Raw genomic sequence first — 20,924 nt, 5'->3', positions numbered from 1 at the left:
TCAGCCCTCCTCGGGTTCCGCTTCCGCCGGCACGTCGACCCGCGGGCCGACTCCCAGCTTCTCCTTGATCTTCTTCTCGATCTCGTCGGAGAGGTCGGGGTTGTCCCTGAGGAACTTCCGCGCGTTCTCCTTGCCCTGACCGAGCTGGTCGCCCTCGTACGTGTACCAGGCGCCGGACTTGCGCACGAAGCCGTGCTCGACGCCCATGTCGATCAGGCCACCCTCACGGCTGATCCCGATGCCGTAGAGGATGTCGAACTCGGCCTGCTTGAACGGCGAGGCCAGCTTGTTCTTGACCACCTTGACCCGGGTGCGGTTGCCGACCGCCTCGGTGCCGTCCTTGAGCGTCTCGATCCGCCGGATGTCCAGCCGCACGGACGCGTAGAACTTCAACGCGCGCCCGCCGGTCGTGGTCTCCGGCGAGCCGAACATCACACCGATCTTCTCGCGCAGCTGGTTGATGAACAGCGCGGTGGTGTTCGTCTGGTTGAGCGCACCGGTGATCTTGCGAAGCGCCTGGCTCATCAGTCGAGCCTGGAGGCCGACGTGCGAGTCGCCCATCTCGCCCTCGATCTCCGCGCGCGGCACGAGCGCCGCCACCGAGTCGATGACGATGATGTCGACCGCGCCGGAGCGCGTCAGCATGTCGACGATCTCCAGCGCCTGCTCGCCGGTGTCCGGCTGCGACACCAGCAGGGCGTCGGTGTCGACGCCGAGCTTCTTCGCGTAGTCGGGGTCGAGCGCGTGCTCGGCGTCGACGATCGCCGCGATGCCGCCGGCCCGCTGCACGCTCGCGATGGCGTGCAGCGCGAGGCTCGTCTTGCCGGAGCCTTCCGGGCCGTAGACCTCGATGACGCGGCCACGCGGGAGGCCACCGATGCCCAGTGCCACGTCGAGCGCGATCGAGCCGGTGGGAATGACCTCGATCGGTGCACGCGCCTCGTCGCCGAGACGCATCACCGAACCCTTCCCGAACTGTCGTTCAATTTGGGCGAGGGCGTTTTCCAACGCCTTCTCGCGATCCTGTCCAGCCATGGATGCCGCCTTGCCGGTCTGTGGTGTTCGCTTCACACCTTGAACGCTAACCCGTCGCACCGACACGGAGGCACGACCGGCGCACGCCTGTGGACAACGTCGGGTCGAAGCGTAGCCCGAACTTTTGTTCGAATTCGATGACGACACGCCATCGGCCGGCGGCATCCACCCATACGAGGGACGCCTGCGGGCGGCGAAAGCGGGCTCAGGTGCGGGCGGCGAGCTCACGCGAGCGGCGGATGCGGTGCCGGCGCAGGTAATAGAAGGCGATGTTCCCGTCCAGCGCGGCGAGCAGCACGAACGGGACGCCGAGCCAGCTTCCGCCGACGAAGGCCACCACGGCGGCGGCGAGCGCCAGGACGCACACGATCACGGCGAGGACGACGATGCGGGGCATGGCGGGAGGCTCCAGACGGGCGCGAACGAGGACGGCCGCAGGTGATCCGGGCGCGGCGCGGCTCCATTGTCACCCCCGACGACCGCGTCTTCGGCACCGGTCACCGCCCGCCACCGACGGTGACCGGTGCCCATGGCCGCCCGGAACTCGGCTCAGAAGTTGAATACACAACAAGTCCGCGATACGTTGTTAAACGTTCAACAATCTGCTTCGCCTTGCCTCGCCATCCCCGGAGGACCCCATGTCCCGCATCCTCGCCATCTCGGGCTCGCTGCGCGCTCAGTCGTTCAACACCGCGCTCGTGAACGCCCTCCAGCCGTTCGCGCCCGAGGGCATGCAGATCGAGGTGTACAAGGGTCTGGACGAGCTGCCGCTCTTCAACCAGGACCTGGAGGCCGATCCGCCGGCGTCCGTGGTGCGCCTGCGCGAGGCGATCGCCGAGGCGGACGGCCTGATCATCGCCACCCCCGAGTACAACCGCAGCCTGCCGGGCGTGCTCAAGAACGCGCTGGACTGGGCCTCGCGCCCGTACGCCCGGGGCGTGCTGGCCGGCAAGTCGATCGTCGCGATCTCCGCCTCGCCGGGCGTCCAGGGCGGCATTCGCGCGCTGATCCAGCTCAAGACGCTGCTCCGGGACCTGAACAACTTCGTCGTCTCCGGCCCGGAGATCTCGGTCCCCGAGGTGCACACCCGACTCGGCGTGGAGGCCGACGTGCAGCACGTGCTCACCGACCCGGCCACCGCCGGCATGGTCACCCACGTACTGGCCGGCCTGCAGGACGCGATCGACAACAACGCCGGCAAGCTGGTCGCCTGGACCGCATCGTCGGCCTGACGCCGGGGGCGATCCCCGCGCACGGCGAGACGGCACGAGGCCCGGCACATTCGATGATGTGCCGGGCCTCGTGCCGTCTTCTGTGTGCGTCGTGGGCCGCACCCGAGCGGGCTCACACGTCGGTGACGCGCAGTCCGGCGTGAGCCTTGTACCGGCGGTTGGTCGAGATGAGGTTGGCGGTGAGCCCCTCGACCTGACGCGCGTTGCGCAGCCGACCGGCGTACACCCCACGCATCCCGGGGATGCGCGCCGCGAGCGCCTGTACCGCGTCGGTGGCGTCGCGCTTGTCGCCGAGCACCATGATGTCGGTGTCCAGGGACTCGACGTTCGGGTCGAGCAGCAGCACCGCGGAGACGTGGTGGAAGGCGGCGGTGACGGACGAGTCGGTGAGCACGGCGGCGGCCTGCTGTGCGGCGCTGCCCTCCTCGACATCGAGCACGAACGCGCCCTGCTTGTCGAAGCCCATCGGGTTCACGCAGTCGACGACGATCTTGCCCGCCAACTCGTTCTTGAGGGCGACGAGCAGGTCGCGGTGCCCCTCCCAGGGCACGGCGATGATCACGATGTCGCTCTCCGCCGCGCAGGTGGCGTTGTCCGCGCCGCGAACACCGGCACCGAGCTCCGCCGCGGCGGAGCCGGCCCGTTCGGCGCTGCGCGAGCCGATGATCACTTTCTGGCCGGCTACGGCCAGGCGGTACGCGAGACCGCGGCCCTGCTCGCCGGTGCCGCCGAGGACGCCCACGACCAGGTGGTCGATGTTCGGCAGGTCACGCGGGTCGCGCTTGGGGGACGAGGGGGTTGTCATGGCGTGATCCTGCCGGCCGAAGCCGCAGAGGACACGGGGTCGGAGCCCGGATGCAGTCGACGTCACAGTGGTTTTCGGCTGCGCGGGCCGATTCACTCCGAAATAGCACTTATATATGACAACCGGGACAAACCGTGTTTCCGTGGAGGAGAAAACTTTCTCTTCGCTCTCCAAGGAGACGCAGTGCCGGCCAAATTTATTGTCACCAAGGGACGCTCCGGCAAGTACGGCTTCGTCCTGGCAGCCGCCAACGGTGCGACGATCATCAAGTCGTCGCCTTATGAAACCAAGCGCGAGGCGCTCACCGCGCTGCGCTACGTCCAGCGCAACGGCGACACCGAGATGGTCGACGACCGCACCCTCGACGCACTCGCCGCGCGGCGGGCCCAGACCCCGAAGTCCGCGGCCACGCACCGGCGTACCCCGGCCGGCCGGACCGTCGCGCGTCGTGGCGGCACCGCGCGCAGGAGTACTGCGGTGCGCAAGAGCACCGCGGTGCGCAAGAGCGCGCCGACGAAGTCGGTCACCGCAAAGGCGCCGCCTCGAAAGGCGCAATCACGAAAGGTCGCGGCCAGGCCCTCGGCCACCCGAAAGGCGGTATCCAGGCCGTCCGCCTCGCGCACCCGAATGGCGGTATCGAAGCCGTCCGCCTCGCGCTCCCGAAAGGCCGTATCCAAGACGGCCGGCTCGCGAAAGCGAATGGCGGCCGGCTCTCGCGCCTGATCCCCGCCCACCCCTCCCTTGATCGCCGGCTTCCGGATTCCCGCGTGCAATCCCTACTCCATATGGGGTCGTGGCGCACAAAGAACGGGAAAGCGATCGAGCAGCCCCGGGGCCCCGGTCGGTCCCGGGCGGAGGAGGTGGGCGCGCGGCTGCCCGTACGACCCTGCCCGATGCGCTCACCGTGGGCGCGACCGGGCCCCGAACCCGCCGAGTGACCCGACCGCCGAGTGCCACCCCCGGGCGCCGCGACCACCGAGCGTGGTGACCGTCCAGGCGGCGTGGCCACCCGGGCACCGGTCCTGTCGTCCGCTCAGCGGCGCCCGCGGTCGTTCCAGTTGGGGTCGTTCTCCCAGACCTGGTTGCGGGTCTTCGCGGTCTCCAACGCGTTCGCCGCCTCTCGGCGGGTCGCGTACGGCCCGAGCCGGTCGCGCGCCGGGCAGTCCGGACCCTCTTCGACCGTGCCGTGCCTGATGCAGTAGTACCACTCGCCGGCACGCCCCTCGGGCTTGCGCCACAGCCTGAACTTCACGGCCCGTCCTCCGCCCACTCGATCCCTGCTCGCCGGCCCGCACCGTATCCGTCGCATCGATCGCCGCCTCGGTCGCGGCGCCGGCTACACTCGCTGGTTATGGCGATTCTCGTACCCGGTAAGGCGACCCCCATCCGCTCCGTTCCCGCCGACATCCCGCGGCCGGAGTATGTCGGGAAGCCGGCGCCGACCCCGTACTCCGGGCCCGAGGTGCAGGACGCCGAGACGATCGAGCGCATGCGCGTCGCCGGTCGGATCGCGGCGGGCGCGATGGAGGCCGCCGCCGCGCGCATCGCGCCCGGGGTGACCACCGACGAGTTGGACAAGGTGGCTCACGAGTACGTGCTCGACCACCACGCCTACCCCTCCTGCCTGGGCTACCGGGGCTTCCCCAAGACCATCTGCACCTCGATCAACGAGGTGATCTGCCACGGCATCCCGGACACCACGCGCCTCAACGATGGCGACATCGTCAACATCGACGTGACCGTGTTCATCGGCGGCGTGCACGGCGATACCGACGCGACCTACCTGGTGGGCGACGTCGACGAGGAGTCCAGGCTGCTCGTCGAGCGCACCCGCGAGGCGCTGAACCGGGGCATCAAGGCGGTCAAGCCGGGTCGGCAGATCAACGTGATCGGCCGGGTCATCGAGTCCTACGCGAAGCGCTTCGGCTACGGCGTGGTCCGCGACTTCACCGGTCACGGCATCAACAGCTCGTTCCACTCCGGCCTGATCATCCCGCACTACGACGACGAGCGGGCGACCACGGTAATGGAGCCCGGGATGACGTTCACCATCGAGCCGATGCTCACCCTGGGCACCTACGACTACGACATGTGGGACGACGGCTGGACCGTGGTCACCAAGGACCGCAAGCGCACCGCGCAGTTCGAGCACACCCTGGTCGTCACCGACACCGGGGCCGAGGTCCTGACCGTCGTGTAGTTCGTACCGGGCGAGTGGTTGGTACCGGGCGGGCGCGGTGCCGTGCGGGGCGCGGGCAGTAAGGTTTCGCGAGATCTCCTCCCGCCCGCTCCCCCGGAAGAGTTGCCGAGTACCGATGCGCATATCCCGCGCGGTGGCCGCGACCGCCGCCCTGCTCGTGACGGCGCTCGCCGCGACCGGCTGTGTCGCCGTCCACGGCTCTTCGACGCCCGTCGAGGCCCTGGACCGGCGCGAGGCCGGCAAGGTGCTGCACGACTACGAGGTGCAGAACAACCAGGCGTATGCCAACCGCGATCTGCCCCTCAACGCCCGGGTCGAGGCCGGCTCGCTCGGCGCGCTGGACCAGGCCGGTCTGAAGATCCTGAGCTTCACCGACCCGCGCGGGAACCTGGGCAAGGCCCCGATCACGCACGAGCGGCCCGAATTCCTGATCCCCAAGATGATCGGCTGGCCCAAGTGGTTCGCCGTGCACAGCACGCCGAACTTCAACAACGCCAAGCCGCAGTTGCTGGTGTTCGTCAAGGCGAACCCGGACGCGGTGTGGCAGGCCGCGTGGGGTCCCACCCTGCAGAGCCCGCTGCCCGAGTTGAAGAAGGACGCGGACGGCTACCTCGAACCGGTTGCCCCGACCACCTCCGGGCTGGCCGCCGCCCCCGGCGAACTGGCGCCCGTGCTCACCGAGTTCCTCAAGGACGGGAAGACGCGCGCGGAACTGTTCGGGCCCGACCCCTACACCGCGCAGTTGCGCAGGCAACGCGACGAGCCGATCGGCGAGGGCTTCGTGCGGCAGACGGTGGACGGCGCGGCGAACCAGTTCCCGCCGCTCGCGGTGCGGACCAAGGACGGCGGCGCGCTCGTGCTCTTCGCGCTCCAGCACAGCATCAAGCTCACCGTGCAGCCGCCGCGCCGCCTGGGCGACGTGGACCCCTCGACGCTGACCTTCCTGGCCGGCAAGCCGACCAGGTCGGTCACCGAGCACCGGCTCTCCGAGTACGTCGCGGTGGTACCGAAGGCCGGCGGCAAGGTGCAACTCGTCGGCTGGATGTACGGCCTGGTCGGCGCCGACGGCGAGTGACCCCCGCGGGCGCCGGGCCTGCGGGCCCGGCTACATCCAGCGCACGTCGCCGGCCGTGGCCCCCACCGTGTCGCACGCGTCGGTGAGCACGTCCAGCACCCGCAGCGGGTCCGGCAGCGGCAGTTCGGGGCCCCGGATCCAGCGCACCGGATGTCCCGAGGGGTGCTGCGAGGACGGAACCAGCACGTAGCTGCCCCGGCAGTGCCAGCGCAGGCCCGGATGTGCGTCCAGTGTCTCGGGGTGGCAGTCCAGCTCGCAGGGCCACCACTCGTCCTCGTCGGCGGGTGTACCACGGGTCGCGGTGAAGAACAGCGTGCGCTCGGGGCCGCAGGAGGCCACCGGGCCGATCTCGATGCCCTGCTCCGCGAAGACCGCCAAGGCGATCTCACCCGCCCGCGCGGGGACGTCCAACACGTCGTGGCCCGCGCCGGTCGCGGTGACGAAGTTGGCCTCCGGATACAGCTCCAGCCAGCGGGCCACCTGGACCGGGTCGGTGGACGCCTGGGTCTGCCACGCGAACGAGACCGGGTGCATGCCGGGCGCCGGACAACCCACCCGGTCACAGGAACATCCGAAACCCACCGGGTGCGCCGCCGGACAGACGGGCCAGCCGCGCTCGACCAGGTCCATGAGCAGTCCGGCCCGCCGGTCGCGAATCGCGTCCGGATCCTCACGCGGTCGACGGCGCAGCCATCCGGCCATTCTGCCCATTCGCTCCATGGAACCCCTTCTTCCGCGTGCGTTTCGTACGCGCCCCACACGGCGCCTCTGCGTATACAACGCGGAAGACCGGCCCAGGCAATCCCATCATCGCGGGTCGCACGCGTCGATGTGCCGACAGGGTTCGCAGGTGATCGGAATGACACCTGTCCGGCACCGGGAACCCGCAAGAAATGTACATCGCGGATCGCTTCGCTTCGGTGCGCCGCCCGCAACGAGGACCGCCCCGTTCCCGAGGATCGGGAACGGGGCGGTCTTGCCGGCCATCGACCGAGGAGGCGGGCCGGGGCGCGTGATCAGCCCGCGTTGACGCAGATGTTGCCGAACGTCGGGTTCAGCACGGCGATCAGGATGTCGACCGTGTTGCCGCAGACGTTGACGGGGATGTGCAGGTCGCCGGCGATCTGGTTGCCGGAGGCGACGCCCGGCGAATCGACGGCCGCGCCCTCGGACTCCGCACTCGCGGTCGCCACGCCGGCCCCCATGGCCGCGATGCCACCGACCATGGCCGCGACGGCGGCGACCTTCTTCATGTTCGTCACAGCGTTCGTTTCCTCGACGTCAGTGCCGACCGGGTTCGGCAGGCTGCTCAACGACGTGGCAGGGGGGCGGAAACGCTCGGCGGGCGGGATTCACTCGTTCACCCCGGACGGCGGGCGTGCCCTACGAGGGACTTCGCCTGATCGTGATTGCTCGGACATCGGCCGCACTCAGACCGCGGCGACCACGATGTCCAGCGCCCAGGGCGTGCCGCCCTGCTTGGGTTCGGCCGTCTCCACGGTCCAGCCCAGTTCGCGCAACGCGTCGGCCAGTTCGGCCGGATTGCGCGGTTCGGCGCCGGAGACCAGCAGGTCGCGGGTCACCCGGCCCTTGGTCGCCTTGTTGAAGTGGCTCACCACCGAGCGCTTGGCCACCCCGTCCACGATGCGCTCGTGCAATACCCGCACGGTGGCGGTCCGCTCGGCGACCGCGCCGGTCGGCTTCCAGGCCGCGCCGTACGCCGCCGACCGCAGATCCAGGACCAGTTCCTCGCCCGCGAGCCTGGGCAGCGCCGGCGCCATCGCCGCGCGCCACTGGCCGGCGAGCGCGCCGATGCCGGGCAGTCGCACGCCCATCGAGCAGCGGTACGGCGGCACCCGGTCGGTCGGTCGCAACGCTCCCCAGAGCCCGGAGAACACCAGGATCGAACCGGCCGCGCGGGCCGCCGCCGCACCGGTGAGCGAGGGCAGGTCCAAGGCGTCGTAGAGCACACCGGTATACAGGGCGGCCACCGTCAACGCGGGCGCCTCGCGCAAGTCGAGATTGCGCAGCACCTCGCCGCGCAGCTTCGGGCCGAGGCCGAGCACTTCGAGGGCCTTGAGCTCGTCGCCCTCGCACAGGGTGATCAGCGAATCGAGCACCTGCCGCCGCACGGAGTTCAGTTCCGGCACCGAAAGACCCGCGAGGTCGAGCGCGGGGCCCGTCCCCGCAGCGGCCTTGCCCTCGGAGGGCGGCAACAACACGAGCACGGGCGGAACTCCAAGCGACGCGGACGGAAGGGGGACGATCAAGTTTATGGATCGAGTTTATGAGCACGAGCCGGGCCGATCACGACGCGGCGGCTCCGGGCGCGCGGGCGAAAAGCCGTAAAAGTCTTTCGCACCGCGGCGGATCTTTCCTAAGCTCGATCCGTGCCTCGTCGCCATCTCCACATCAGGTCCGCCGACGGTGATCGCCTGCGCGCCGGCTTCATCCGTCTGCGTGCGGACCTCGGGCTGCCGGGGGCGTTCTCCCCGGAAGTACTGGCGGAGGCGGACGCGGCCGCCCGCCGGGGGCCGACACTGACCCGCCGGGACCTGACCGAACTGCCGTTTTTGACCATCGATCCGGCCGAGTCGCTGGACCTGGACCAGGCGATGCACCTGGTCCGCACGGACACCGGCTACCGGGTGCACTACGCGATCGCCGACGTGGCGGCCTGGGTGACCCCCGGCGGCGCGCTGGACGCGGAGACCATGCGCCGGGTGGAAACCCTCTATCTGCCGGACGAGCGCATCCCGCTGCATCCGCCGATCCTGTCCGAGGCGGCGGCCAGTCTGCTCCCGGGGCAGGACCGGCCCGCGCTGGTGTGGGTGCTCGATCTGGACGCGTCCGGCGACCTGATCGGCACCGACGTCTTTCGCGCGCTGGTGCGCAGCCGGGTCCGGTTCGACTATCCGCAGGTGCAGCGCGCGATCGACACGGGCAGCGCCGAGGAGCCGCCGGCGCTGCTCGCCGAGATCGGCCGGCTGCGCGAGATGCTGGAGAGCGATCGCGGCGGGGTGAGCCTGCCGATCCCGGAGCAGGAGATCGTCGAGCACGGCGACTCGTGGCGACTGGAATATCGGGCGCCGATCCCGGCCGAGGGCTGGAACGCGCAGATCTCGCTGCTCACCGGCATCGCCGCCGCCGACCTGATGACGTATGCGGGCGTCGGCATCCTGCGCACCCTGCCACCACCGCCGCCGGACGCGCTGGCCCAGGTCCGCCGGGTCGGCCGGGCGTTGGACGTGGCCTGGCCCGAGGGCGGCACGTACGGCGCGGTGATCCGCTCGCTCGACCCGGACAATCCCCGGCATGCGGCGTTCCTCCAGGAGGCCACCGGGCTGCTGCGCGGGGCGGGCTACACCGCGTTCGACGCGGGCGTGCCGGAGCTGACCGGGCACGCGGCGGTCGCCGACGAGTACGCGCACGTGACCGCGCCGCTGCGGCGCCTGGTCGACCGGTACGCGGGGGAGATCTGCGTGTCCCTGGTCGCGGGTACCGACGTGCCCGAGTGGGTGAGCGCCCGGCTGCACGAATTGCCGAAGGCGATGGAGACCGGTGATCGCCGGGCGCACGAGGTCGAGCGCGAGGCGGTGGCCCTGGTCGAGGCGGTCGTGCTGGCCGACCACGTCGGCGACGAGTTCGACGCGGTGGTGGTGGACCTGAACGACCGTGGCGACGGCGGGACCGTACAACTCGCCGAGCCGGCCGTGCGGGCCCGCTTCGACGGCGCGGGCCTGGGTCTGGGCGAGCGGGTCCGGGTCCGGCTGACCGAGGCCGACGACACCCGGCGAAGGGTGCGGTTCGCCCCCGCTAGGATGGCCGGTACGGCGGACGAGTCGGCCGGGCGGCCGCGTCGGAATTCCTCCTCGAGGGTTCCGCCGAGGAACGTCCGGGCTCCACAGGGCAGGGTGGTCGGTAACACCGACCCGGGGTGACCCGCGGGACAGTGCCACAGAAAACAGACCGCCGGCGTCCTCGGACGATCGGTAAGGGTGAAACGGTGGTGTAAGAGACCACCAGCGCCCGAGGTGACTCGGGCGGCTAGGTAAACCCCACCCGGAGCAAGGTCAAGAGGAGCACCGTCACACGTGCTCTGCGCGAACGTTCGAGGGCGGCCCGCCCGAGTTCGCGGGTAGACCGCTGGAGGCTGTCGGCAACGGCAGTCGTAGATGGATGGCCGCCTCCCCGGGCGCCGCAAGGCTCCCGGGAGACAGAACCCGGCGTAGAGGCCGACTCGTCCGTCGCCCATCCAGGCACCGCCCCGACCTGCGGACACGCAGGGCAGGGGCCTTTTCGGCCTGCCCCACTCCGGGACCCGGCCGGCTGCGGGGCGCGAACGGGTTGCTCCGCCGGCGCTCCCCCGACGGCCTCGCTCTCGCGTCCCCGGCCATATCGACCAAGGCGCATCCCGGCAAGACGAAAGCCCCGGCCGGGGTCGACTCGGGGCTTTCTAAAGTTTGGTCCTCCGCGTGGTCCGCCCGGATTCCTACTGGCGGGCACGCTGAAGGCACTGCCGACTATGACACATCGCGGCGGCGGGGTCAAACTTTTGTTCGATCGTGCCGTCCGGGTCACACTCCGCGCAGGTGCGCCGTCTCGTTGAACACCCGCAGTGACGCGTTGCCGTCCGACCACCACTGAACGGCGCTGATCGCCGCCGCCGACAGTTCCATCCGGAACATCGACTCCGGCGGCGCGCCGAGCGCGATCCGCACGAGTGTCTTGATCGGCGTCACGTGGGTGACCACCAGGACGGTCTTGCCGGGGTGTCGCGCGATGGTCTTGTCCCGGGCCACCTCGACCCGACGGGCCACTTCGGTGAAGCTCTCGCCGCCGGGCGGCGCCGCGTCCGCGGAGGTCAGCCACGCGTCCAGGGCGTCCGGGGTCTGTTCGCGCGCCTCGGCGAAGGTCAGCCCCTCCCAGGCGCCGAAGTCGGTCTCCCGGAAACCCGGTTCCTCGCGCACCTCGAGGCCGAGCCGTTGTGCGACCGCCTCCGCGGTCTGCCGGCAGCGGCCCAGCGGCGAGGACACGATCGCCTCGATCGTGTTGCGCTCGGCGAACGCCTCGGCCGCGCGCGCGGCCTGCCATCGGCCACGCTCGGACAGGTCCGGGTCGGCGCCGGTGCCGGAGAAGCGCTTTTGCGGGGTGAGCACCGTCTCGCCGTGCCGCAGCAGGACCAGGGTGGTCGGGCGGCCCAGATCCGGTCCCCAGCCGGGGGCGGTCGGGCGGACCTTGGTGGTGACCGGCTCGTCCGGAACCGGCGCCGCGGCCTTGGGGGTCGCGAACGCGGTGGACTCCTGCGGGGTCCACGCCCGGCCCTTGGCCGCCGCGTCCATCGCCTCGTTGGCCAGCCGGTCGGCGTGCTTGTTCCGCTCGCGCGGGATCCAGGTGTAGGTGACCTGCCCGGGCGGATGGATGCCCCGGGCCCTGGTCGCCAGGTCGCGCATGTCGGCGTGCTTGATCTTCCAGCGCCCCGACATCTGCTCGACCACGAGCTTGGAGTCGGCCCGCACCTCGACGGTCGCCGTCGGGTCGATCGTGTGCGCCGCGGTCAGGCCCGCGATCAGGCCGCGGTACTCGGCCACGTTGTTGGTGGCCACACCGATCGCCTCGGCCACCTCGTGCAGCACCTCACCGGTAGCGGCGTCGCGCACCAGCGCACCGTAGGCCGCCGGGCCCGGGTTGCCCCGGGAGCCGCCGTCGGCCTCGACGACGAGCCTCACAGGCCCGACTCTGCCGTGCGGACGAGGATGCGCCGGCAGTTCTCGCAGCGCACGATCGCGTCCGGCGCGGCCGCGCGGATCGCGCCGAGGTCGGTGATCCCCAGTTCGAGCCGGCAGCCCTCGCAGCGACGCTGGAACAGCGGCGCCACGGCCACGCCGTGCGACTGCTCGCGGATCTTCTCGTACAGCTTGATCAAATCGGCCGGGATCGCCGCGGCGATCACCGCACGCTGCTTGACGGTGGCGGCCACCTCGGTGTCGATCTCCGCCTCGGCGGCGGCCCGCCGGGACTCGGCGGCGTCGCGCGCGCTCTGCGCCTCGTCCCGCTCGGCGACCAGCTTGGCCAGCCGGCCCTGGATGTCCTCGCGGTGTTCCATCACCTCCAGGACGACCTCTTCGAGGTCACCCTGGCGCTTGGCGAGCGAGGCCACCTCACGCTGGAGGTTCTCCAGGTCCTTGGGCGAGGTGACGTGGCCCGAGTCGAGGCGCTGCTGGTCGCGTTCGGCGCGCTTGCGGACCTGGTCGACGTCCTGTTCGGCCTTGGTCTGGTCGCGGGCCGCGTCACTCTCCTCGGTCTCGCCCGCGACCACCAGGTCGCGCAACCGGGCGAGCCGGGAGCCGAGGCGGTCGATCTCCTCGTTCTCCGGCAGTGTGCGCTTCCTGTGGGCGAGCAGATCGATTCGCGAGTCGAGGGCCTGGAGGTCGAGCAGGCGGAGCTGGTCGGCGGGCGCGGCGTTCAGCGGGGGCTCCTTGGATGCGGCTCGGGTGGGCGGGATGTTGCTTCCCACCCGCCCACCCGGTGCGTTTTTGGTGGCTGGGTTCGGGTTCTGCGGGCGACTGACGGGCCGGTCGGACCTCATGCCCCCGTCGCGATGCTCAGGGGTGTGGAGTGTGGAACGTCCATGGGTCCGTGACTAGTTCCGACACGTGGGTTTCCACCGTAGTGCCGGTTGCGGTGAGCGCACGGGTGAGTTCGTCGGCCGCGTAGGCCAGCCACGGCCACTCGGTGGCCCAGTGTGGGGCATCGAGCAGCGCGGGGCCGCCGTGTTCCAGCGCCTCCGACGCCGGGTGGTGGCGCAGGTCGGCGGTGACGTAGACGTCGGCGCCGCTGCGGCGGACCGCGTCGAACAGGCTGTCGCCCGCGCCGCCGCACACCGCCACGGTACGCACCGGGCGGTCCGGGTCGCCGGCCACCCGCAGGCCGGTCGCGGTGCGCGGCAGCGCGCGGGCGGCCCGGGCGGCGAACGCGGCGAGCGTCTCGGGGACGGCCAACTCGCCGATCCGGCCGATCCCCCGACACTCGCTCGGGTCGGCCGGAGCCGGGTCGAGCGGCGCGGTCACGGTCAGCCCGAGGGCGGCGGCGAGCGCGTCCGAGACGCCGGGGGCCGCCGAGTCGGCGTTGGTGTGCGCGACGTACAAGGCGCAGCCGCCGGTGATCAGCGTGTGTACGACGCGCCCCTTGAAGCCGGTCGCGGCGACCGAGTGCACCCCGCGCAGGAACAGCGGGTGGTGGGTGACCAGGAGGTCGGCGCCGCGGGCGAGCGCCTCGTCGACGACTGCTTGCGTCGGGTCCACGGCGAACATCACCGAGCGCACCTCGGCGTCCGGGTCGCCGCAGACCAGCCCGACCGCGTCCCAGGATTCGGCCCAATCGGGGTGATAGATCCGTTCGAGGGCGCTGACGACGTCGGAGAGCTTGGGCACGAAGGGAGATTACCTCTCCGGGTCACCACCCCGGATTCGGGCATCCCGGACGGGCGGTGACACAGTGCCCCGGAGTGCCCTCGGATTGTGTGAAGTCGATCCCATCCGAAGCGTTTGTGCGGTAGGCAGGCTCGCACTGTCGTACGACGACGAGGGGGACGACGACGATGGTGCACTGTCTGCTGTGCGGTACGCCCTATCTGGAGACCGACGCGTACTGCCCGGGCGAACAATGCGGCACCGACCTGCACGGGCAGCGCATGGGCGATCCGGAGTGCGCGGTGCAGGCCTGGTGCGAGCCTCGTCGAGTCACCGCGGCTCCCGGCGAGACGGTGATGGTGACGCTGACCCTGCGCAACGCGGGCAGCGCGCCGGACCGCTACGACGTCGAACTGCCCCGGGACGTCGGCCGGCGGATCGGCCTGGACCGGCCCGGGCCGCCCGACGTGTATCCGGGCGAGACGCGGGTGTGGACGATCGTCTACACAGTGCCCCCGGACATCGCGGACCAGGTCCCGCCGAGCGGGCTGTTCGGGCTCGGCGACATGGGCGCGGACAGCGGGGGCAGCGCCTTCGAGGAGGCGTCCCGGGTGGTCGAGGAGAGCGACGTCCCGGTACGGGTGGTCTCCGCGCGGGACATGCGGGTGGCGGCGTGCGCGCCGTTCTCGGTCCGGGTGGTGTCCACGGACCACGACGACGCAGGCGGGCAGGCGGGCGGCGGGCCGGCGAATTCGTACCACCACGATCGTGAGCGCCGCGACGGCAGGCGCCGGAGCCGGGTCGTCGCCGCCGTGCTCGCGACGGTGGCCGCGATCGTGGTGGCGGTTCTGATCGGCATGGCGATGGCGGGTACGGACGGCACGACGCCGGCCGCCAAGAGCGTTGCGACCGGGGCCGGCCCGTCCGCGACCGGAACCAGGTCCGCCGCCGTGCCGACCACCGAGGCGCCGGTGACCAGCACGCCGGATCCGTCCGACTCGGCCTCGCCGAGCACGAGTACGAGCGCGCCGGGGAAGTTGACCGTGCCGAACGTGGTCGGGATGACCGAGGCGCAGGGCGTCGCGCTGCTGCGCGAGAAGGGCTTTCGCGGCACGATCAGGGGAAGCGGCGGCACCATTGCCTCCACCGACCCGGCGGCCGGGAGGAAGGTGGACCGGGACAAGGCGGAGATCGTCGTGGTGATGTCGGGGGTCAGGACGACGCCGCCGGTCACCCGGCCGTCGACCTCGGCGACGCCCACGGACACGGGTTCGCCCTCCGCGCCCGCGACGACCACGGTTCCACCGCTGTCCGGGCTGACCGTCGCCGAGGCCGGTACAGCGTTGAAGAATGCCGGCCTGAGCATCGCGCTGCCCTCCGGGGCCTCCCGCAACGACGTGGTCTCCGGCTCCGACCCCGACTCCGGCGACGTGGTGCCGGTCGGCACGACGGTGACGGTGAGCGTGACTGCGCCCACCACCGGGACGGGGCGCAACTGACACATCGTCAGGTCCCCTGGTCGACTCCCCTCCGCATGCAATAGCTTGCCTCAGTCAAGAACAGGCGAGGGGAGAACGCTCATGCTGGACCTCACAGGCGCGTCCGCGATCGTCACCGGCGGGGCCTCCGGGCTCGGCGAGGCCACCGCGCGCCGGCTCGCGGCCGGTGGCACCTCGGTGGTGATCGCGGACAAGAACGAGGAGCGCGGCAAGGCCGTCGCCGCCGAGATCGGCGCAACCTTCGTCACCACCGACGTCACGAACGAGGAGCAGGTCCAAGCCGCGGTGGACGCGGCACTCGCGCTCGCGCCGCTGCGCGCGCTGGTCTCCTGCGCCGGCACCGGGATGGGCGCCCGCACGGTGGCCCGGGACGGGTCGCCGCACCCGCTCGCCTCCTTCGAGTTCATCGTGCGACTCAACCTGATCGGCACCTTCAACGCGATCCGACTGGCCGCCGCCGCGATGGCCTCGGCCCCGCCGCAGGCCGACGGCGAGCGCGGCGCGATCGTGTGCACCGCGTCAGTGGCCGCCTTCGACGGACAGATCGGCCAGGCCGCCTACGGTGCGTCCAAGGCCGGCGTGGCCGGCATGACGCTGCCCGTCGCGCGCGACCTGTCGGCGATCGGCGTGCGGGTCAACACCATCGCGCCCGGCACCATGGACACCGCGCTGTTCGCCGCCGCGCCGCAGGCGGTCAAGGACACCCTCGGACAGCAGGTGCTCTTCCCCAAGCGCATGGGCGTGCCGGAGGAGTTCGCCTCGCTCGCGTACGAACTGCTCACGAACAGTTACCTCAACGCCGAGGTGATCCGGCTCGACGGCGGGATTCGCTTTCAGCCGAAGTAGCGATAACCGTCACGAATCAGGACGACCTTCCCGTCGTTCGGTGCCGGCGGTCGGCGGGCCCGCCTCAATGATGTTGGGATGGGGGCGTGAGCGATCCGACCTCCGCGTGGCAGCGTCCCCTGCCCCTTCGTCTGCCCGGCCTCGCGCCGCCGATCCGCCGCGACTGTGCGATCGGCGGCGTGGTGCTCGCGGGCGCGCTCGTCCTGCTCGCCACCCACTCCTATGTGATCTGGAGCGTGTGGAACCCGAGCCCGTGGCTGCGCCTGCCACCGCTGCTTCTGCTGTTCGTCGCCGAGTGCCACCGCAGCACGTCACCACGCTTCGCGGTGTTCCTGGCGATCGCCTGCGCAAGCGTGGAGATGGTACTCGGGCCCTCCATCGGCGGCCTGATCATGTGGTCCGACGTGCTCTACGCGGCGTGCCTGTACGGCACTTCGCGGCTGGCTTTTCGCCTGCTGTACGGCAACGTGGTGGCGCTGGTCGTGGGCGCGGGCACGGTCTGGGCGGTAACCCGCGAGTTCCGCCTGTTCGTCCTGTCGATCTTCTATATCGGCCTGGTCGGCGTCTCCCCCGTGCTCACCGGCTTCTCGGTGCGCGAGCACCGCGAGAAGGCCGAGGTCGAACGGTTGCGCGCGACCCAGACCGCGCGGCTGGCCGAACTCGACCACCAGGCCGCCGTGGTCGCCGAACGGGCACGGATGGCACGCGAGTTGCACGATGTGATCGCCAACCACCTGAGCGCGGTCGCGGTCCAGTCCACCGCCGCGCTGTCGGTGAAGAGTCTGGACGAGGCCCGGTTGCGCGAGACGCTGGAGGTGATCCGGGAGAGCAGCCTGCAGGGGCTGACCGAGATGCGCCGGATGATCGGCCTGCTGCGCTCGGAGAACACGCCCGAGGAACCGGTGTCGGTGCCCCGCCTGGCCGAGACCGATCGCCTCGTCGAGCACGTGCGCCGGGCCGGGCTGATCGTCGACGTCGAGGTCATCGGGGTGGCACGGGAGTTGCCCACACCCGTCGACCTGGCCGCCTACCGGGTGGTCCAGGAGACGCTCACCAACGCGCTCAAGCACGCCACGCCACAGGAGTTGCGGATGGTCTTCGCCTATCGCACCGATGATGTGGTGATCACCGGCGTCAACGGGATCGATCCCGAGCACGTCACCCGGCTGCCGGGCGCCCGCGCGGGGCTGGTGGGCATGTCGGAGCGCGTGTCGCTGCTCGGCGGCGTGTTCGAGGCGGGTCCGCGCGCGGGCCGGTGGCACGTACGGGCCGAACTCCCGTGCGGCGACGACGTGGTGCGCGGTGCCGAAAACAATGCCTCGACGGGGCCGAAGGGTGGGACCGGGTGAGCGACGTCGACACGCTGCGGGTGCTGGTTGCCGAGGATCAGGCGGCGGTCCGGGCGGGCCTGGTGCTGATCCTGGACGCGGCCCCGGGCATCGAGGTGGTGGGCGAGGCCGCCGACGGCGAGGCCGCGGTGGCGCTGGCCCGGTCGTTGCGCCCGGACGTGGTGCTGATGGACGTGCGGATGCCGCGACTGGACGGGATCAGTGCCACGCGTGAGCTGACCGCGGAGGGCCTCGACGTCCTGGTTCTCACCACCTTCGACCTGGACGAGTACGTGTTCGGCGCGCTGCGCGCGGGTGCGGCCGGCTTCCTGCTCAAGACGGTGGACGCCGAACGCCTGGTCGAGGCCGTCCGGTTGGTCGCGCGCGGCGACGGCTTCGTCGCGCCGGAGGTCACCCGCCGGTTGATCCACGCGTTCGCGAGCCCGCCCCGATCGGGCCCCGCGGACGGGCCCGAAGTGGGCGCGCAGGCGCTCGCGTCGCTCACACCGCGCGAGGGCGACGTGCTCGCGTGCCTGGGCCGGGGCATGTCGAACCAACGCATCGCCGAACACCTGGACATGGCCGAGGCCACCGCGAAGACCCATGTGAGCCGGATCCTCACCAAACTGGGCCTGCGCAGCCGGGTCCAGGCCGCGATTCTCGCCCAACAGCGCGGAATCGGCGAGTAGCCCGATCGGCCCATCCCCAGCCGCATGGTTGTCTCCATGTCCTCTCGTTGACCTGCACCGATATCGACGGTTCGGAAATATGCAGATCAACTGACCAACCAACCCTCAATACGGGTCACTTCACTCGAAGGGGTGAAGGCTGCCGCAACTCGTTGAGGTGGCCCGAACGCGCTGCGTACGGTCATGCCGTCCCGCCGGGGGGAGCGATCCGAGGCGGGGCGGCCACGTCGGCGACCGGATCACCCGGTCGCTCGACAACCGTTTCCGGGCACCGGTCGACGAACGTGACACATCGTCGACCGGGGCGCGAGGGCACAGTCGAGGGGGAGGTCCAGGGATGGCTACGACGACGCGTGGGCACCGTGCGGAGCGCACCGGCGGCCACGGCGCGCCGGGGACGAACCTGGTCGACCGCGTCCGTGCCGCGCTCGACCGCGCTGCGGTCGCCCGGGAACAGGATCGCGACGGGCGGGCCGCGCGGCGGTCCGACGCCGTCGCGTCCGGCGCGGACACCGAGTGGGACGTGCGCTCGGACGACTTCTGGTGCACCGTACGACCGCCCGGCCACGCGGCCCGGGCCCAGGGCTGGAAGATCCACGTCAGCGCGCGGACCGGAGATGCCCCGCACGTGCTGGGCCGGGTCTGCGACGTGCTGTTGCCGCGCCGCGTGGCGTTCAAGTTCGCCGGCGACCTGGAGCGGCTCCGGATGCTCAACTCCCGCGAGGCCGACCGGGCCTCGGCGGGCAAGTTCATCACCGTCTACCCGAACGACGACGAGCAGTTCATGGAGTTGGTGGACGCGCTCGACGAGGTGACGCGCGAGCTCACCGGACCGGGCATCCTCTCCGACCGGCCGTGCCGACCGGGCAGCGTCGTGCACTACCGCTACGGCGGCTTCGGCCGGCGCGCGGTGCTCGGCAACGACGGAGGCTACCGCGCGGTGCTCACCGACCCCGACGGACTGGCGGTGGACGACGCCCGGGAGGCATGGTTCACCCCGCCGGCGTGGGCGCCCGATCCGCTGGTGGAGCGGGCCCGTTCGACGCGCGCAGCCGGGCCCGCCGCGTCCTCGGCGGCGGGCGTGCTGATCGCGGGTCGCTTCGCGGTCACCTCAGCCCTGCGGCACTCGGCCAAGGGCGGTGTGTTCCTGGGCCGCGACACCACCGACGACACCGCCGTCGTGGTCAAGCAGGCCCGTGCGCACATCGAGGTGGACCGCTCCGGGCGGGACGCGTGCGCCGCGCTGCGGCACGAGGCGATGGTGATGCGGCGACTCGCGCACACCGGCCTGACCCCTCGACACGTCGCGCTGGTCGAGGAGGCCGAGACGATCTTCCTGGCCCAGGAGCGACTGCCGGGCGAGCCGCTGCGCGCCTGGGTCGGCCGCCACGCGCAGGACCCGGACGTGCCCTGGGCGCCGGCCCGACCCGTCGTCCTGGAACTGATCCGCTTGGTCCGAACCGTGCACGCCGAGAATCTGGTGATCCGCGACCTGTCGCCGACGAACGTGCTGGTCGCGTCGGACCACTCGGTGCGTCTGGTGGATCTGGAACTGGCCGCCGAGATCGGCTCCCGGGCCGGCGCGGCGGGCACGCCCGGATACCGGGCACCGGAGCAGCGCCCGACCGCGGACGGTGGCCACCTCGTACACCCGGCCGCCGATCTGTACAGCCTGGGCGGGCTGTTCTTCCTGCTGGCCACCGGCGCCGATCCGGCCCTGCCCGAGGACGTCGGCGCGAGCCGCGGCACCGTGGAACGCCTGGGCGCGTGGCTGGCGTCGGCCGCTCGACACGGCGAGACCGCACGGCGCCTCGCGCCCGCGATCCGCGGCCTGTGGCACGAGGATCCGACGGCACGCTGGTCACTGGCGCGGGTGTGCGGCTTCGTCACGGGGATGACCGGCGCGGATCGTGGTGCGGCGGAGGTGGGTTCGGGGTCGGGCGGGATCGTGGTTGGCGCGGTCGGCGGGCGCGCGGGTGGCGGGGGCGGCGCAGTCGCGGATGACGGTGATGGGGTCGGCGTTGGCTCGGGTGGGGGTGCGGGCTCGGGCTCGGTTGCCGGTGCGGGCTCGGGTGCGGGTGCCGGTGCGGGCCTGGGCTCGGGGTCGGCTGCAAGCTCGGGTGGGGGCCCGGATCTCGGCGTGGCCGGGCGGCAGGATGCGCCGGATGGGCCGCGGCCGCATCCGGACACCGAGGGCGACAAGGTGCCGCCACATCCGGTGCCGCCCGACGACGACGCGCTGCTCTTGGACGGGCTCGCGCACCTGGTCGCGACGATGACGCCGGGGCGAGTGGACCGGCTGTGGCCGATGACGGCGGGCGCTGCGGCGATGGATCCGTGCAGCGTGCAGTACGGCGCGGCCGGGGTGCTCGGCGTGCTGGCCCGGGCAGCGCACACCACGACGCTCGAACCGCGGCTGCGCTACACGCTGCATCGCGCGGTCGAGGACGGCGCGGTCTGGCTGCGCGATCGGGCGGCTGCCGAACCGGTGGTGCTGCCCGGCCTGCACTTCGGCCGGTCCGGGACCGCGTGGGCTCTGTACGACGCGGCGGCCCTGCTCGGTGACGAGGGACTCGCCGCCTCGGCGATCGAGACGGCGCTTCGCGTACCGATCGTGTGGCCCAATCCGGACGTGTGCCACGGCGCGGCCGGCGCCGGTCTGCTCCAGGTACGGATGTGGCGGGCCACCGGCGACGAGCGGTTTCGCCTCGGCGCACTGGTGGCCAAGCTGCTCGCGTGCTTCGCCCGGTACTGGATGTCCTTCGTGCTCTACGAGGGCCGAGCCGACGCGGCCACCTACGAC

The 20,924-nt window shown here is 71.5% G+C and carries 19 protein-coding genes, 1 other RNA gene and 1 pseudogene; 11 read left to right on the top strand and 10 right to left on the bottom strand.

Features of this window, described 5'->3' with window-relative positions; translation table 11 throughout:
• Both recA and ABZS54_RS29540 read right to left on the bottom strand, forming a co-directional pair.
• Positions 1 to 1,035, bottom strand: a complete 1,035-nt coding sequence (gene recA / locus ABZS54_RS29545) for a recombinase RecA (protein WP_355542689.1) — start codon at positions 1,033 to 1,035, stop codon at positions 1 to 3.
• A gap of 205 nt (positions 1,036 to 1,240) precedes the next feature.
• Positions 1,241 to 1,432, bottom strand: coding sequence for a hypothetical protein (locus ABZS54_RS29540; protein ID WP_355542656.1), 192 nt, complete (start codon positions 1,430 to 1,432; stop codon positions 1,241 to 1,243).
• Positions 1,433 to 1,673: 241 nt separating this feature from the next.
• Between ABZS54_RS29540 and ABZS54_RS29535 the strand changes: the two genes are divergently transcribed.
• Entirely contained in the window at positions 1,674 to 2,267 is a 594-nt protein-coding gene (locus ABZS54_RS29535; RefSeq protein WP_355542653.1) for an NADPH-dependent FMN reductase, read from the top strand.
• A gap of 112 nt (positions 2,268 to 2,379) precedes the next feature.
• Here ABZS54_RS29535 and npdG read toward each other — a convergent pair whose 3' ends face one another.
• Entirely contained in the window at positions 2,380 to 3,072 is a 693-nt protein-coding gene (gene npdG / locus ABZS54_RS29530; RefSeq protein WP_355542650.1) for an NADPH-dependent F420 reductase, read from the bottom strand.
• Between the two features lie 183 nt (positions 3,073 to 3,255).
• Here npdG and ABZS54_RS29525 point away from each other — a divergent pair, with 183 nt between their 5' ends.
• On the top strand, positions 3,256 to 3,795 hold the full coding sequence (locus ABZS54_RS29525; RefSeq protein ID WP_355542647.1) for a DUF1508 domain-containing protein: 540 nt from the start codon (positions 3,256 to 3,258) through the stop codon (positions 3,793 to 3,795).
• A gap of 310 nt (positions 3,796 to 4,105) precedes the next feature.
• Here ABZS54_RS29525 and ABZS54_RS29520 read toward each other — a convergent pair whose 3' ends face one another.
• A complete protein-coding gene (locus ABZS54_RS29520) occupies positions 4,106 to 4,342 on the bottom strand; it encodes a hypothetical protein (RefSeq protein WP_355542644.1) in 237 nt (78 codons plus the stop codon).
• A gap of 81 nt (positions 4,343 to 4,423) precedes the next feature.
• Between ABZS54_RS29520 and map the strand changes: the two genes are divergently transcribed.
• Together map and ABZS54_RS29510 are read left to right on the top strand one after the other, a co-directional pair.
• On the top strand, positions 4,424 to 5,272 hold the full coding sequence (map, locus tag ABZS54_RS29515) for a type I methionyl aminopeptidase (protein ID WP_355542641.1): 849 nt from the start codon (positions 4,424 to 4,426) through the stop codon (positions 5,270 to 5,272).
• Between the two features lie 115 nt (positions 5,273 to 5,387).
• Positions 5,388 to 6,347: a hypothetical protein gene (locus tag ABZS54_RS29510; RefSeq protein WP_355542638.1), complete on the top strand. Its 960-nt coding sequence runs from the start codon at positions 5,388 to 5,390 to the stop codon at positions 6,345 to 6,347.
• Positions 6,348 to 6,377: 30 nt separating this feature from the next.
• On the opposite strand, the gene ABZS54_RS29505 is transcribed toward ABZS54_RS29510, so the two are convergent.
• From ABZS54_RS29505 to yaaA, 3 genes are all read right to left on the bottom strand, one after another.
• On the bottom strand, positions 6,378 to 7,067 hold the full coding sequence (locus tag ABZS54_RS29505; RefSeq protein WP_355542635.1) for a bifunctional DNA primase/polymerase: 690 nt from the start codon (positions 7,065 to 7,067) through the stop codon (positions 6,378 to 6,380).
• Between the two features lie 296 nt (positions 7,068 to 7,363).
• Positions 7,364 to 7,600 carry a chaplin gene (locus tag ABZS54_RS29500; RefSeq protein WP_355542686.1) on the bottom strand — a complete coding sequence of 79 codons (237 nt, stop codon included), beginning with the start codon at positions 7,598 to 7,600 and terminating at the stop codon, positions 7,364 to 7,366.
• A gap of 177 nt (positions 7,601 to 7,777) precedes the next feature.
• Entirely contained in the window at positions 7,778 to 8,575 is a 798-nt protein-coding gene (yaaA, locus tag ABZS54_RS29495) for a peroxide stress protein YaaA (RefSeq protein ID WP_355542632.1), read from the bottom strand.
• 162 nt (positions 8,576 to 8,737) lie between these two features.
• Between yaaA and ABZS54_RS29490 the strand changes: the two are divergent.
• Positions 8,738 to 10,105: pseudogene (locus ABZS54_RS29490) on the top strand (RNB domain-containing ribonuclease); the annotation flags it as partial.
• An 80-nt stretch (positions 10,106 to 10,185) separates the two neighbouring features.
• An RNA gene (gene rnpB / locus ABZS54_RS29485) (RNase P RNA component class A) lies at positions 10,186 to 10,594 on the top strand.
• A gap of 330 nt (positions 10,595 to 10,924) precedes the next feature.
• Here the strand turns inward: rnpB and ABZS54_RS29480 are convergent.
• From ABZS54_RS29480 to ABZS54_RS29470, 3 genes are all read right to left on the bottom strand, one after another.
• A complete protein-coding gene (locus tag ABZS54_RS29480; RefSeq protein WP_355542629.1) occupies positions 10,925 to 12,076 on the bottom strand; it encodes a bifunctional RNase H/acid phosphatase in 1,152 nt (383 codons plus the stop codon).
• Positions 12,073 to 12,816 (bottom strand): C4-type zinc ribbon domain-containing protein, encoded by a 744-nt coding sequence (locus ABZS54_RS29475; protein ID WP_355542683.1) that lies wholly within the window; start codon positions 12,814 to 12,816, stop codon positions 12,073 to 12,075. The genes ABZS54_RS29480 and ABZS54_RS29475 overlap by 4 nt, the downstream gene beginning before the upstream one ends.
• A 136-nt stretch (positions 12,817 to 12,952) precedes the next feature.
• Positions 12,953 to 13,780: a Nif3-like dinuclear metal center hexameric protein gene (locus ABZS54_RS29470; protein WP_355542626.1), complete on the bottom strand. Its 828-nt coding sequence runs from the start codon at positions 13,778 to 13,780 to the stop codon at positions 12,953 to 12,955.
• Between the two features lie 167 nt (positions 13,781 to 13,947).
• Here ABZS54_RS29470 and ABZS54_RS29465 point away from each other — a divergent pair, with 167 nt between their 5' ends.
• The 5 genes from ABZS54_RS29465 to ABZS54_RS29445 all read left to right on the top strand — a co-directional run.
• Entirely contained in the window at positions 13,948 to 15,258 is a 1,311-nt protein-coding gene (locus ABZS54_RS29465) for a PASTA domain-containing protein (RefSeq protein WP_355542623.1), read from the top strand.
• A gap of 81 nt (positions 15,259 to 15,339) precedes the next feature.
• A complete protein-coding gene (locus ABZS54_RS29460; protein ID WP_355542620.1) occupies positions 15,340 to 16,104 on the top strand; it encodes an SDR family NAD(P)-dependent oxidoreductase in 765 nt (254 codons plus the stop codon).
• Between the two features lie 86 nt (positions 16,105 to 16,190).
• Positions 16,191 to 17,453, top strand: a complete 1,263-nt coding sequence (locus tag ABZS54_RS29455) for a histidine kinase (protein WP_355542617.1) — start codon at positions 16,191 to 16,193, stop codon at positions 17,451 to 17,453.
• Positions 17,450 to 18,121 (top strand): response regulator transcription factor, encoded by a 672-nt coding sequence (locus ABZS54_RS29450; protein ID WP_355542614.1) that lies wholly within the window; start codon positions 17,450 to 17,452, stop codon positions 18,119 to 18,121. The genes ABZS54_RS29455 and ABZS54_RS29450 overlap by 4 nt, the downstream gene beginning before the upstream one ends.
• A 337-nt stretch (positions 18,122 to 18,458) precedes the next feature.
• Positions 18,459 to 20,924, top strand: a 2,466-nt coding sequence (locus ABZS54_RS29445) for a protein kinase (RefSeq protein WP_355542611.1), incomplete at its 3' end; no start/stop codon positions are given.

This window comes from Embleya sp. NPDC005575 (assembly GCF_040605455.1).
In the GTDB taxonomy this organism is placed as follows: domain Bacteria; phylum Actinomycetota; class Actinomycetes; order Streptomycetales; family Streptomycetaceae; genus Embleya.
The sequence above is the reverse complement of the archived record's forward strand: the minus strand, read 5'-3'. Positions and strand labels throughout refer to the sequence as shown.

What these genes read in the sequence shown, in the direction of transcription:
- recA (WP_355542689.1), bottom strand. Translation starts at nt 1,035, where the DNA reads ATGGCTGGACAGGATCGCGAGAAGGCGTTGGAAAACGCCCTCGCCCAA.
- ABZS54_RS29540 (WP_355542656.1), bottom strand. Translation starts at nt 1,432, where the DNA reads ATGCCCCGCATCGTCGTCCTCGCCGTGATCGTGTGCGTCCTGGCGCTC.
- ABZS54_RS29535 (WP_355542653.1), top strand. Translation starts at nt 1,674, where the DNA reads ATGTCCCGCATCCTCGCCATCTCGGGCTCGCTGCGCGCTCAGTCGTTC.
- npdG (WP_355542650.1), bottom strand. Translation starts at nt 3,072, where the DNA reads ATGACAACCCCCTCGTCCCCCAAGCGCGACCCGCGTGACCTGCCGAAC.
- map (WP_355542641.1), top strand. Translation starts at nt 4,424, where the DNA reads ATGGCGATTCTCGTACCCGGTAAGGCGACCCCCATCCGCTCCGTTCCC.
- ABZS54_RS29510 (WP_355542638.1), top strand. Translation starts at nt 5,388, where the DNA reads ATGCGCATATCCCGCGCGGTGGCCGCGACCGCCGCCCTGCTCGTGACG.
- ABZS54_RS29505 (WP_355542635.1), bottom strand. Translation starts at nt 7,067, where the DNA reads ATGGAGCGAATGGGCAGAATGGCCGGATGGCTGCGCCGTCGACCGCGT.
- ABZS54_RS29500 (WP_355542686.1), bottom strand. Translation starts at nt 7,600, where the DNA reads ATGAAGAAGGTCGCCGCCGTCGCGGCCATGGTCGGTGGCATCGCGGCC.
- ABZS54_RS29465 (WP_355542623.1), top strand. Translation starts at nt 13,948, where the DNA reads ATGGTGCACTGTCTGCTGTGCGGTACGCCCTATCTGGAGACCGACGCG.
- ABZS54_RS29460 (WP_355542620.1), top strand. Translation starts at nt 15,340, where the DNA reads ATGCTGGACCTCACAGGCGCGTCCGCGATCGTCACCGGCGGGGCCTCC.